This is a genomic window from Thalassospira sp. MCCC 1A02898, assembly GCF_001618185.1.
Lineage (GTDB): Bacteria > Pseudomonadota > Alphaproteobacteria > Rhodospirillales > Thalassospiraceae > Thalassospira > Thalassospira tepidiphila.
Genome location: NZ_LPXK01000001.1, coordinates 87,809 through 100,809 on the forward strand (window position 1 = coordinate 87,809; position 13,001 = coordinate 100,809).

The following is a 13,001-nucleotide window of genomic DNA, read 5'->3' on the forward strand; positions in this document are numbered from 1 at the left end:
TTCACTCCCCCGAGGTCGGCTCGTCCGGTTTGTCCCGATGGCTGAGATGTGTGTCATATCCCAGATCGGCAATCCAGTCATTGAGTAACCGCGCGATATAAACCGAACGATGTTGACCACCTGTGCACCCGACCGCAATGGTCAGATAGCTTTTACCTTCCTGCGCATAGCGCGGCAAAATCGGCTCCAGCATTGCCTTCAGGCGGTCGATAAACCCGGCGAAATCCGGGTCTTCTTCTATGTATTGCCCAACAGCCGCATTCATCCCGGTCATCAGGCGAAGCTCGGGATCATAATGCGGGTTGCGCAGAAAGCGAACGTCAAAAACAAGATCGGCTTCTGCCGGAACACCCTGACGGAACGAAAAGCTGCGCACAAAGATCGCAAGGCCTTCGTTTTCGCCGATGTCGAACTGGTCTTGCAGGATCTTGCGAAGCTCGGCTGATTTCAGGCGCGATGTGTCAATGCGCATATCCGCCGTGGCGGCAATCGGCGCCATCAGGCGTTTTTCATGCTCAATCGCGTCGACCAAAGGCCGATCATGGCTGAGTGGATGCGGACGTCTGGTTTCGGTAAATCGACGCTGCAGGACCGTCGTGTCGGCATCAACATAGATCATCAACGGATCCATGCCGGTCTGTTTGCGCAGGCGACCGACAATCTCGACAAACTGATCAACGCCGAAATCACGGGTCCGGATATCAAGACCGATGGCAATCGGCTGTTCCGGGCGGCAATCCCCCGGCACCAGGGCGGACAGCATGCGCAGCGGCAGGTTATCGACCGCATCAAAGCCGAAATCTTCAAGAATCTTAAGGGTCGTCGTTCGCCCGGCACCGGATACCCCGGTCACAAGAACCAGTCCGCTTTTGCCATCAAACGCCCCCAGGGCCTTGTTCTGGCTGTCCGAAGAATTCGCCGAAGTTTTCTGCAAGTCTGGGTCCTGTGGATTACGGTTCAAGTGTCATTCCACCCGTCGCGAGCGCCAAAACTACTCCAATCTTTGCCTCGATGGCCAGATCGGATGCACATAATGTCCAACGCGGGATCGCAATGCCACAAATCTCTTCGAAATCGGGTTCAGGCATGCGTTCAACCGTGGCTGGATCGGTGACCAGATCAATCAGAACCCGCACATCGCCTTCGGTTTTTTGCGGCAAACCGCGCACAACACCGATGCCGCGGACTTCGCATAATCCGGCAATCTGATCGGGTGCGCTGGCGATCAGGCGGCCATCACGCGCCACAAGGTCGGTTCGATCATCGGAAACAAGAAAGCCGCCCGCGTCGATCAGACGCAGCGAAAGCCCGGATTTTCCAGATCCGGATGGTCCGCGCAACAGCACCGCATGGGCGCCGATCCGGACACAATTTGCGTGAAGCTGGGACATAATGCAAAACGATGCTTGGCAGAGGTTGGCTTGTCAAACCCCAAAAGCCCGGGGCGTGATCCACTTAACCTCCCGCATAGGCATTTCGCACTTTCTGAGCTGAAAAATCCTAGTCGAGCGGCAGGCGAATGGTAAAGACAGCGCCCTTGACCTCGTCACGGACCACGCGATTCTGTGCACTGAGCTCGCCATTATGGGCGGCAATGATTCGCTTGGAAATCGAAAGCCCCAAGCCCGAATGCTGCCCGAATTTCTCGGTCGCCGGACGTTCGGTATAGAACCGGTTGAAGATCGCCTCTTCCTTGCCGGGCGGGATGCCCGGGCCATCATCCTCGACCGTGATCACCGCCCAGTTTTTATCGCGCCATGCCCGCACGCGCACTTCACCGCCTTCCGGGGTAAAGGTAATCGCATTCGAAATCAGGTTCCTGAACACCTGTGTCAGGCGGCTTTCAAGCGCCGGGACATTGAGGTTTTCGGGCACCGAAACCTTGATCCGCGGGCCCTCGGCATCGGCGTTATAAAGTTCGCCCAGCGTATAAAGCAGCACATCAAGATCGACTTCCTCGCTCTCGGCGCGCGACAATTCGGCATCCATACGCGAATAGTCGGAAATATCACTGATCAGGCGATCAAGACGCTGGACATCCTCGGCGATGATTTCCATCAGGCGGCGCTGGCGTTCCGGATCCTTAAGGCGCGTGGCGGTCTCCACCGCAGACCGCAATGATGTCAGCGGGTTTTTAATCTCGTGCGCGACATCGGCGGCAAACCGTTCAATCGCGTCCATGCGATCCCACAGCGTTTCGGTCATATCGCGCAGTGTGGTCGACAAATCGCCGATTTCATCGCGACGATCCGACAGATCGGGAATGGCGAACTGGCGGTTTTTGCTGCGCCGGACCCGTTCGGCCGCACGCGCCAACCGGTTGAGCGGCCGTGTGATCACCCCGGCAAGATAGATCGACAACAACACCGTAATGCCAAAGGCAAAGACAAAGATCTTCAGGATATCAAGGCGGACCGCATGCAGGGCGTTTTCAATCGATTCGCCGCTTTTGGTCATCATCACCGATGCCAGAACCTGCTTGAACCTTGCAACCGGCACCGATACCGACAAGACCCGGCGTCCTTCGCTATCAACACGGACCACCCCGCGCGAATAACCCGCCAGGGCTGCACGCACTTCCGGGTAATCGGCCGCACTGGCAACCGGCGGATCGACATAAAGTGGCAAGGGTTGTTCGCCCTCAAATAATGTCAGGATGCCATCGGTCAGTTTGCGCATGATATCGGCAAAGGCATCTTCTTCGCCCGGTGGTGGAAGCTGTTCGGCCTGAATGGTGCCCGCACCAAGTGACTGGATGCTGCGACTATCAGCCAGAAGGCTGCCATTGGTGGCAAAAAGACGGGTGCGTGCGCCGGTAATCCCGACAAGACGGCGCACCATTTCGCGCGCCACTTCGATTTTCACCCGGTTGGTTGCATCATCACTGGAACTCACGGCCGACGTCGACAGGGCGGCGGCATACATTTCGGCTTGCACCGCCATGGCTTCCAGTTCGGAATGAATAAGTTCCTGCTTGTAGCGGCCCAGATACAAAATACCCGCCACCAGCACAAAAAGTGCCAGCGCGTTCACGGCCAGAATCCGCCAGGTCAAAGGCGAAAACAGCCCGTGGCGTTCCTCTATCCGTGTCGTCCGGGGTTCGGACGGACCTGTGTGCTGGTCGTGATCACCAGTCCCAAGATCGCTCATTCAAACCTGCAATAACCGGCCCGGAAGCGGGCCTGCAAAAGAGTGCGCGCCGAAGCACAAAGCTCCGGCGCGTCAAAAATCCTGATCAACCTGCCACAGTGGCCGTGTCGCGATACCGGTAACCGACGCCATACAGGGTTTCGATTTCCTTGAATTCCTTGTCGGTCTCGCGGAATTTCTTGCGCAGGCGTTTGATGTGGCTGTCGATCGTGCGGTCATCGACATAGATATGTTCGCCGTACGCCGCATCAATCAGCTGGTCACGGTTTTTCACGTGCCCCGGATGTTTGGCCAGTGCCTGAATCAACAGGAACTCGGTCACGGTCAGATTAACATGCTGACCTTTCCAGCTGCACATGTGGCGCGACGGATCAAGCACCAGATCACCGCGTTGCAGAACATCGTCCGACCCGTTCGGGCGAACACCGCCCGCACGCATGATTTCCGCACGACGCAGAAGGGTGCGAATACGTTCAATCAGCAAACGCTGGGAAAACGGTTTCTTGATGTAGTCATCGGCACCCATGCGCAGGCCGGTCAGTTCATCAACCTCGTCATCCTTGGACGTCAGGAAGATCACCGGCATTTCGGTTTTCTTGCGCAAATGGGTCAGAAGTTCCAGTCCGTCCATACGGGGCATCTTGATATCAAGCACCGCAAGATCAGGCTCTTCCTTCGTGATGGCATGAAGTGCCTCCGAGCCATCAGAATATGTCAGGACCTCATATCCTTCTTCTTCCAACGCCATCGAAACCGACGTCAGGATATTACGGTCGTCATCAACAAGTGCGATCTTACTCACCTGGACCTCATCTACTGGACAGATACATTTCACTCATTCGTGTGGTGACTATACAATTTACATTCCAATGTGGCGAAAAAATAACCACTTGCGGCATAATTAAGGCTTGTCGAATACAGTCGCAGTGCGATCTGTCACATCGCTGTATTTGTTGACTTTGCGCCACTGCGGCAAATAACAATCATCGCATCAGGGTAAAATGCCCACCTGTCCCGAACGCGGGACAAACCAAATTGATCCCTGACCCGACGGGAGGTCGCGATTTTCTATTGGTTAAGCAAGTTCAGCCGTGCCAGCCTGACCGCTGCCGGGGTTTTGATTTCGACACTTGTTGTCTGGCTTGTTGTCAGTTCGACCGGCAATCTGACGATCAATGAATTGCATCGCACCGCACAGGCACGACTGGCGCTCTATGACAGTTCCCTGCGCGCAGCCGTCGATCAATATCGCTATCTGCCTTATGTCGTTGCCCGTCATCACGAAGTGATCGCCGCCATCACCGGCACCGGCAATCCCCGCACCGCGGACATGTATCTTGAACGGGTCAAACAACGATCCGGTGCGGCCGCCCTTTATGTCATGGACAAGACCGGCATGACAGTCGCGGCAAGCAACTGGAATACCCCTGACAGCTTTGTTGGCGAGGATTACGGATTTCGTCCCTATTTCAGTCAGTCGATTACCGGCGGCGAGGGATTTTTCTTTGGTATCGGGGTGACCACCGGGCGGGCCGGCCTGTTTATTTCCAACCCGATCCGTGGTGACGATGAAATCATCGGCGTTGCGGTGGTGAAGATCGAACTCGATGAGGTCGAAAGCAACTGGCAGGAAGGCGGCGAGACGGTATTTGTCGCCGATGAAGACGGTGTAATCACGATGACCAGTCGCGGCGACTGGAAATACCGCACCCTGTCCGAACTCTCGCCCGAGGTGCGCGGCCGGATTGTCCGCCATCAACAATATCCCGGCAAGGAACTGGCATCCCTTGATATCGGCCAGCAACTGGCAAAGGGTACGGGCATTGTCACCATCAATTCCGAACGTTTCCTGTTTGATGACAAACACATGCAAGACAGCAAATGGCGGCTCTATTACCTGACATCGATGGATTATGTTTCAAACCGTCAGGCCGCCGCCCTGTTCATTGCCGTCAGTGGGGCCGGGCTGATCATTCTGATCATCCTGTTTTTGCGCGAACGCGAACTCAAGCTCGCCTCCCAGCGCGAAGCACGCGAATTTGCCCGCATTCAGGCACTGAACATCCGCCTTGAGGAAGAAATCGCCGTTCGGCGTAAAACCGAAGAAGAACTGCGCGGTACCCAGAACGAACTGGTGCAAGCCGGAAAGCTTGCCGCCCTTGGGCAAATGTCGGCTGCCATCGCCCATGAAATCAACCAGCCGATCACAGCCATCCGGACATTCTGTGCCAGTGCCAAACTGATGCTGGAACGCGGCAAAACCGAAAAGCTTGATCAGAACATCAACCAGATCTCGGCGCTGACCGAACGCATGGGCGCGATCACAGGCCAGCTCAAGACGTTTTCGCGCAAATCCACCGGCGTGCTGGAGCCGGTTGACCTTAAGGTCGCCCTTGATAACACCTTGCAATTGCTAAGCCCCCAATTGCAGCAGGAAGAATGCACGCTTGAACGCAATGAACCCGATACGCCGCTGGTGATCCAGGCCGATCTTGTGCGCATCGAACAGATTTGTGTGAACATCATCCGCAACGCACTGGATGCCATGGCCGACAGTTCGGTCAAACGCATCCGCATTGACCTTACGAGCACCAAAACCGACGTCATCATGCAGATTACCGATACCGGGCCTGGCATGAATGAAGAAACCCTGTCGCTTTTGTTTGATCCGTTCTTTACCACCAAGGATCCGGGACAAGGCGTGGGATTGGGACTTTCGGTAACTTATGGCATTGTGCGGGACTTCGGGGGCAGCATAAAAGCCTATAACACCGAAACGGCCGGGGCCTGTTTCGAAGTCCGACTGCCGTTACTCAAGGGTAAAACACCGTGACGACCACCAAGCAAGTGCCACACAGTGACGCAGAAATTCAGATCACACCGCACATCATCATTGTCGATGATGACGAGGCGATGCGCATCTCGCTTGCCCAGTGGCTTGAACTTTCCGACTTTGACGTCACGGTCTATGAAGATGCCCGCCAGGCCCTGCATGATATCAGCCCCGAATTTGCCGGCGTCATCCTGACCGATGTCAAAATGCCCAAGCTTGATGGCATTACCTTTACCCGTTCCGTTCTGGCCGCCGACCCGGACATCCCGATCATCCTGATGACAGGCCACGGCGACGTACCAATGGCTGTAGAGGCGATGAAAAGCGGCGCCTATGATTTCGTCGAAAAACCGTTCGAGCCCAAAGACATTGTCGAAAGCCTTGAACGCGCCATTGAAAAGCGCCGTCTTGTTCTTGAAAACCGCAACCTTCGGCGTCAGATCGCAAGCCGCGGCAGCCTTGAATCCCGCCTGATCGGCAATTCGATGCCGATGCGTAATCTCAAGGATGAAATCGCCAATATTGCGCCAACCGAAGTCCCGGTTCTGATTTCAGGCGAAACCGGCACCGGCAAGGAACTGGTCGCGCGCGCCATCCATGATCTAAGCGACCGGCGCGATGAAAAATTTGTCGCGGTAAACTGTGCCGCCATCCCCGAAAGCACGGCCGAAAGCGAACTGTTTGGCCATGAAAAGGGAGCCTTTACCGGGGCGGCAAGCCAACGGATCGGCTGGATCGAACATGCAATTGGCGGCACGCTGTTTCTCGATGAAATTTCAAGTATGCCGCTTGCCCTTCAGGCCAAATTGCTGCGCGTGATTGAACAGCGCGAAGTGGTGCGGCTGGGCTCCAACGCGCCAGTGAAGGTCGATTTCCGTTTGATCTGTGCTACCAACGAAGATCTGGTCGCCGCGGTTGCCGAGCGCAGTTTCCGTGAAGATTTGCTGTTTCGCATCAACACGTTCGAACTGTCCATCGCCCCGTTGCGCGAACGCCAGGATGATGTCGCGCTTTTGTTTGATATCTTTGCCGAACGGGCGGCTGAACGCTTCGAACGCCCGTATGAACGCCTGTCCCCGACATTGATCGCACAACTCAGGGCACATGAGTGGCCGGGCAATGTCCGCGAACTTAAAAACATGGCCGAACGGTATGTTCTTTTGGTCGGAAGTCCTGAAGAACGGTTCAAACGGCTGTTCAAGGGTGGTTTTGAAACAACAACAGCCCCCACCGGCGATCTTGCCCTTGCCGATCAGGTTCGCGAGTTTGAGGAACGCATCATTCGCGATGCGCTTGATCGCCATGACGGCAATGTGAAATCGGTGATGGAAGAACTCGATATCCCGCGCCGGACGCTTAACGAGAAAATGAAAAAGCTCAACATCCGGCGTGACAAACCGGCCTAAGGTATTGTTGCATTGCGATATTTTGTTCGCACGCGCAATAAATCGGCAAGAATCCGCCGATCCATTTTGGTAAATCGGCAAGATTATGCCGAATTGACAAATCGAGGCAATCTAAGTCATTGATTTGTAATTGTTAATTTTATTTCCTGTTTGGCATACTCATTGCAGCTTAAAACACCAAAATGATAAACTGATAAAAATCCGAGGGAGGAAATCTGACAGCCGGTCCAGTTCGGACGGTTCAAACGGCTGACTTAAAATCATCTCTTGGAATTGGTCTTTGAAGGGTGCCCGTCTGGCTTGATCGGCCAACCATGTTGCGATCAACATCTGGCATCTTCGAAAACCCAAAAACAACAGGCCCGGTTTACAGGCCGCCAACGAACGTGAAGACCCATATTGTTTTACGATCTCTTGGATCTATTCGTCGCTTAAGTGTTTAACCCTAGGGAGGACTATCATGAAGCTCCGTACCCTGCTCACCGCAGCAGCCGCAGCCATGATGCTGACCGTCGCACCCGCGTCGGCACAGCAACTGTCAATCGCAACCGGTGGTACCGGTGGCACCTATTATCCGTATGGCGGTGGCCTTGCGGAACTGATCACCAAATACATCGACGGCACCAGTGCCGTTGCCGAAGTCACCGGCGCATCTGTTGAAAACATGGGCCTGATTGCCCGTGGCGACAGTGACATCGCAATCGGTCTGGCTGATACCGTTTATGCTGGTTACACCGGCACCGGTAAATTCGAAGGCCGTACCCTTGATAACGTTCGCGCACTGGCGTCGATCTATCCGAACGCTGTTCAGCTCGTCACCATGGCCGACAGCGGCATCAACGGCCTTGCCGACCTTAAAGGCAAGCGCGTTTCTGTTGGCGCACCGGGTTCGGGTACCGAAGTTTCGGCACAGACCCTGCTTGCTGCCAACGGCATCACCTATGATGACATCGAAGAACAGCGCCTGAACTTCAACGAAACCGCAGATGCCCTTCGTGATGGTGACATCGATGCCGGTTTCTGGAGCGTTGGTCCGCCCACCAGCTCGATCCTGAACCTCGCGACCACGCGTGAAATCAAACTGATCGCGCTGACCGACGATGAAATCCTGGCGGCCCTCGATGCAGAACCGACCTTCGCACCGTACGCCCTGCGTAAAGGCGTTTACGAAGGCGTAACTGCACCGGTTAACACCATTTCGACCCCGAACGTTCTGTTCGTGAACGAAGAAATGGACGAGGAACTGGCGTACCAGATCACCAAGACCCTGTTTGAAAAGGTCGACGAACTGATCGCCATCCACCCGGCAGCAAACGACACCACGGTTGATTTCGCTCTGAACTCGACCCCGATCCCGATGCATCCGGGCGCCCTTCGTTACTACGAAGAAACCGGCATGCCGATTCCGCCGAAGCTGATCAAGTAAGATGCTTCTGCAAAAGTTCGGGCGGCCAGCAATGGCCGCCCTTCTTCTCCTGATCACGGCATGTGCTGGCCCGGCCTATCAGGATCACGTCAAACCCGGCACCGTCATTGATCATCTTGAGGTGATTGGTGAGGACGGGGCGCTTCTGGCCAGAACCGAAATTCCGCGTCAAACCGGCTGGTGCCTGTATTGGAACCATTCTGTCACCGGTGATGGCGTGATTGACTGTTATGTAGACGATCTTGGCAAGATGGTTCTCCATCGCGCCTATCAGCCCGACTTCGCGGCGGGACTTGGTCATTATCCCGGTCGCGGGATCCTGACCAGCGCAGAAGGCGGCGGATACTGGATCGAAGATATCGACGAACCTGTACGCGGCAATGCCTATGTGTTGCGCGTCGGCTCACTTGCGGTGAACCACCGCATCGTCACCGACCGTGACGAAATCAACCTTTCAAAGATGGCTGAACACACCCGTGTCACCATCCGCCTTGATACCGGGGAATAAATTTCATGTCCGAACAGGCAACGCTGCCATCCATGACGGATAGATTGCCACAGCCAAAACTGGTTCTGTGGGCAATCTCGATCGTCGCAGTCGCACTCTCTTTGTTCCAGATGTATGGCGCAGGGATCGAGCCGCTTGGCCTGTTCTATCAACGCAGTATTCACCTTGCGTTCGTGATGTTCCTGGCCTTTTTGATGTTCCCGATTTTCGGCAGCAACAAAAAGCGCGGCTTCCTTGGCTGGGTGATTGATCTCGCCTTCCTTGCCGGTGCCTTTACCACGGGCTTCTATCTTACGTTCTTTCTTGATGAAATCATCAACCGCGCCGGTTTCTGGAGCGAAACCGACCTGATCATCGGCGTGATTGCCACCGTCACCGTGCTGGAGGCCAGCCGCCGTGCGGTTGGCCTTGGCATGACCGTGATTGGCATCGTTGCCATCATTTACGCCCTGTCGGGTCCGCGCGGTGCGCTGCCGTGGGTTGGTGAATGGCTTCCGGGCATTCTTGCCCATCGCGGCAATGACGTTGATCGCCTTGTCGGGCAACTTTACCTCGGTCAGGAAGGCATTTACGGCCTGCCAATGGGGGTTGCTGCGACCTATATCTTCATGTTCGTTCTGTTTGGCGCGTTCCTTGAAGTCACCGGTGCTGGCAAATTCTTTATCGATATGGCCTATGCCGCCACCGGCAAAAAGCCGGGTGGCCCGGCCAAGGCGGCCGTTCTGGCATCGGCCGGTATGGGATCGATCAGCGGGTCGGCAATTGCCAACGTTGTCACCACGGGCGCCTTTACCATTCCGCTGATGAAGAAACTCGGCTACCGCCCGGCACAGGCTGGCGGTGTTGAGGCCGCGGCGTCCACCGGTGGCCAGATCACCCCGCCGCTGATGGGGGCGGGTGCGTTCCTGATTTCCGAATATACCCAGGTGCCGTATCTCGACATCGTTCTGGTCTCGATCTTCCCGGCGATCTTGTATCTCGGCACGGTTTATCTGTTCGTGCATATCGTTGCCCTGAAACAGGGCATGCGCGGCATGCCGGTCGAAGAACTTCCGGACTGGAAAGAAGTTCTCAAGGAGGGCTGGCAGTTCATCCTGCCGCTGGGCATCCTGATTTACCTGCTGGTGCTTAACATCTCGCCGATGCGGGTGGGCTTCTGGGCCATTTTGTCGGTGATGGCGGTTGCCGCCCTGCGTTATGCGCTGTGGTTCTTCTTTGTCGCCCCGCAGCAGGGTGAAAAACCAAGCCACGAAAAACTGGTCGCCGCCATTCGCAAGGGCATCGCGATCACCATTGCCGCCCTTGAACTTGGTGCGAAAAACGCCGTTGCTGTGTCGATGGCCTGTGCGGTTGCCGGTATCATTGTCGGCGTGGTTGGCGTCACCGGTCTTGGCCTGAAATTCTCGTCGATGATGATCGCGTTTTCGGGTGGCAACATCGTTCTGGCACTTGTTCTGGTGCTGATCGCAAGCCTGATCCTCGGTATGGGCCTGCCGGTCACGGCGTCCTATATCGTTCTGATCGTTCTGGTGGGTCCGGCCCTTTCGAACGAGTTCGGCATTCCGCTTCTGATCGCCCATCTGGTGGTGTTCTGGTACTCGCAGGACAGTAACGTCACGCCGCCGATTGCCCTGGCGGGCTTCGCGGGGGCTGCAATTGCCAACGCCAGTCCGATGGAAACCAGTATTCAGGCTTGGAAGTTTGCCAAGGGTCTCTATCTGATCCCGGCCTTCATGGTCTTCAATCCGGAAATCATCGAAGGCGGTTCGATCCAGATCGTCCTTTGGACCGGCTTTACCGCGATCCTGTGTCTGGTCGCCTTTGCCGCCGCCCTTGAAGGCTATCTGTTTGCCCCGATGGATGTGCTTTCACGCATTATCATCGTTCCGGCAACCATCGGCGTGTTCTATCCCGACATCCGGGCAGAAATCGCTGGCACGATCGTCCTTCTTGCGGTTCTGGCCTTCAACTGGTGGCAGGGCAAAAAGAACACTCCGACACCGGCAGTCGCCGCAAGCTAAACCATCTCCGTCCCGACGAAAGTCAAAGCCCGTAAGCGAAATGCTTGCGGGCTTTTTCTTTGCCGCATCCCCGGGCGACCTGATCCCACCCCACCCATGCGGGCAGGTAGACAGGTGTTCACACGCCAGATACATTCCTCATACTATTTAAATCTTAAATCACGCGCCCCACTCATACCTCGCCGGAATCCGCATGCAGTTTTTGATCTTGCTTCGCCAAGCGCCCCGCCAACTTGCCTTTGGCGCGTTGCACAGTTTTGGCTCTTCATTCGGGCAAACGTTTCTGGTCGCACTGTTTGTGCCCTTCATCTCGGCAAGCTTGGCACTCAATGAAACCGAATTTGCCAATATCTATGCCGGTATCACCATTGCCAGTGCGCTCTGCCTGCCGGTCGTTGGCCGCTGGATCGACAAGGTCGATATCCTGTCCTACAGCCTTGCCACCATGGCGCTTCTGGCCCTTGGCTGTGTGATGATTGCGCTGGCGGGCAATGTCTGGATGCTGATTGCCGCCCTGTTTGTCCTGCGTCTGGCCGGTCAGGGTTTGATGAGCCATGTCAGCATGACCGGTATAGCGCGCTATTTTTCGCGCAGTCGTGGTCGGGCGCTGGCAATTGCCAGTTTCGGCTTTCCCCTGGCAGAGGCGATCATGCCCGCCACCTTGTTGGCCCTGATTGCCGCCTTTGGCTGGCGATATACCTATGCCGGGTCGGCGGCGTTTATTCTGCTGGTCCTTCTGCCGGTTGCGATCTGGCTTATTCGAAGCGATGCAAAATTCCGCAAGGCACCTGCAAAATCATTGGCAAAATCACCGGCAGAATCAACCGAGTCGGCCACCGGCGCGGATCCGGACAGTGCGGATCACGCCGAGTCCCCGACAGACACCAGCCAAAGTGATCACCCCCGCCTGTTCAAATCGCTTTATGTCTGGTTCTGCATGCCGATGCTGGCCGCACCACCCTTGATCATGACCGCGCTCTTTTTCCATCAGGGGGCGATTTCCAACAGCAAGGGGATCGAGCTTGGCTGGTTTGCCGCCGGGTTTACGGTGTTTGCCATTACATCGGTGCTGGGCGCGTTTGGCAGTGGCCCGCTGATTGACAAACATTCGGCGCGCCGCCTGTTCCCCTGGCATCTGATCCCGATGATGGTTGGCATTGCCATTCTGGCGCTCACAACCACGCCGTGGGTGATCCTGATTTATATGGGGCTGGTCGGCATTACGGTCGGATTTGCCACAACACTGCGCACCGCCATCATCCCCGAACTGGTGCCACTTGATGAAATTGGCGCGGTGCGCAGTACGCTGACCGCTGTCATGGTGCTGGCCTCGGCCATCGGCCCGGCGATTTATGGCTGGATGTTTGCCGCCGACATGTCGATTGCCACCATGCTGGTGGTGACCCTGATTGCCGCCGCCATCGTCAGCCTGGGGTCGTGGTTCTCGGAACGGCCGGGCTTTTACATGCCGCCCAACATCGCCCCCAAAGAGGCCGATTAGGCAAAAAAATGGCCCGGATCACAAAGGTGACCGGGCCAGTCGGGAAAACAGCGTCAAATAGGGAGGAAGACGCTAGATAGAAACCGTCGTCATAGTCCCTGCCTGCGGGAGCACCTCTTGGGGAGGAAATCAATCGGCGCTCGACCGCATGCAGTT

Annotated in this window: 10 protein-coding genes; 6 read left to right on the forward strand and 4 right to left on the reverse strand. The window is 56.0% G+C overall.

The features are described 5' to 3' along the window. Nucleotide 1 precedes the first annotated feature (1 nt). The 4 genes from rapZ to AUQ41_RS00445 form a co-directional block, all read right to left on the reverse strand. Nucleotides 2-934 (reverse strand): RNase adapter RapZ, encoded by a 933-nt coding sequence (gene rapZ / locus AUQ41_RS00430; RefSeq protein ID WP_008889055.1) that lies wholly within the window; start codon nt 932-934, stop codon nt 2-4. A gap of 16 nt (nt 935-950) precedes the next feature. Beyond that, nucleotides 951-1,391, reverse strand: coding sequence for an HPr kinase/phosphorylase (locus AUQ41_RS00435; protein WP_063085811.1), 441 nt, complete (start codon nt 1,389-1,391; stop codon nt 951-953). Nucleotides 1,392-1,500: 109 nt separating this feature from the next. Then, on the reverse strand, nt 1,501-3,150 hold the full coding sequence (locus AUQ41_RS00440; RefSeq protein ID WP_232308274.1) for a stimulus-sensing domain-containing protein: 1,650 nt from the start codon (nt 3,148-3,150) through the stop codon (nt 1,501-1,503). An 85-nt stretch (nt 3,151-3,235) separates the two neighbouring features. Next, nucleotides 3,236-3,952 carry a response regulator transcription factor gene (locus AUQ41_RS00445; RefSeq protein ID WP_008889052.1) on the reverse strand — a complete coding sequence of 239 codons (717 nt, stop codon included), beginning with the start codon at nt 3,950-3,952 and terminating at the stop codon, nt 3,236-3,238. Nucleotides 3,953-4,267: 315 nt separating this feature from the next. On the opposite strand from AUQ41_RS00445, the gene AUQ41_RS00450 reads away from it, so the two are divergent. The 6 genes from AUQ41_RS00450 (at nt 4,268) to AUQ41_RS00475 (ending at nt 12,845) form a co-directional block, all read left to right on the forward strand. Continuing rightward, on the forward strand, nt 4,268-5,983 hold the full coding sequence (locus tag AUQ41_RS00450) for an ATP-binding protein (RefSeq protein WP_063085816.1): 1,716 nt from the start codon (nt 4,268-4,270) through the stop codon (nt 5,981-5,983). Further along, the gene (locus AUQ41_RS00455) at nt 5,980-7,389 is read left to right on the forward strand and encodes a sigma-54 dependent transcriptional regulator (protein WP_198155598.1); all 1,410 of its coding nucleotides are present in this window, start codon (nt 5,980-5,982) and stop codon (nt 7,387-7,389) included. The genes AUQ41_RS00450 and AUQ41_RS00455 overlap by 4 nt, the downstream gene beginning before the upstream one ends. Nucleotides 7,390-7,849: 460 nt before the next feature. Then, nucleotides 7,850-8,815 (forward strand): TAXI family TRAP transporter solute-binding subunit, encoded by a 966-nt coding sequence (locus tag AUQ41_RS00460; protein WP_008889049.1) that lies wholly within the window; start codon nt 7,850-7,852, stop codon nt 8,813-8,815. Between the two features lie 31 nt (nt 8,816-8,846). Further along, nucleotides 8,847-9,323, forward strand: a complete 477-nt coding sequence (locus AUQ41_RS00465) for a DUF1850 domain-containing protein (protein ID WP_231959662.1) — start codon at nt 8,847-8,849, stop codon at nt 9,321-9,323. 5 nt (nt 9,324-9,328) lie between these two features. Beyond that, a complete protein-coding gene (locus tag AUQ41_RS00470; RefSeq protein ID WP_063085821.1) occupies nt 9,329-11,344 on the forward strand; it encodes a TRAP transporter permease in 2,016 nt (671 codons plus the stop codon). A 193-nt stretch (nt 11,345-11,537) separates the two neighbouring features. Then, nucleotides 11,538-12,845 carry an MFS transporter gene (locus tag AUQ41_RS00475; protein WP_063085825.1) on the forward strand — a complete coding sequence of 436 codons (1,308 nt, stop codon included), beginning with the start codon at nt 11,538-11,540 and terminating at the stop codon, nt 12,843-12,845. Nucleotides 12,846-13,001: the final 156 nt, after the last annotated feature.

Bases quoted from the DNA above. Each gene is read 5' to 3' on its own strand.
- AUQ41_RS00435 (WP_063085811.1), bottom strand. From the start codon at position 1,391: ATGTCCCAGCTTCACGCAAATTGTGTCCGGATCGGCGCCCATGCGGTG.
- AUQ41_RS00440 (WP_232308274.1), bottom strand. From the start codon at position 3,150: ATGAGCGATCTTGGGACTGGTGATCACGACCAGCACACAGGTCCGTCC.
- AUQ41_RS00460 (WP_008889049.1), top strand. From the start codon at position 7,850: ATGAAGCTCCGTACCCTGCTCACCGCAGCAGCCGCAGCCATGATGCTG.
- AUQ41_RS00465 (WP_231959662.1), top strand. From the start codon at position 8,847: ATGGCCGCCCTTCTTCTCCTGATCACGGCATGTGCTGGCCCGGCCTAT.
- AUQ41_RS00470 (WP_063085821.1), top strand. From the start codon at position 9,329: ATGTCCGAACAGGCAACGCTGCCATCCATGACGGATAGATTGCCACAG.
- AUQ41_RS00475 (WP_063085825.1), top strand. From the start codon at position 11,538: ATGCAGTTTTTGATCTTGCTTCGCCAAGCGCCCCGCCAACTTGCCTTT.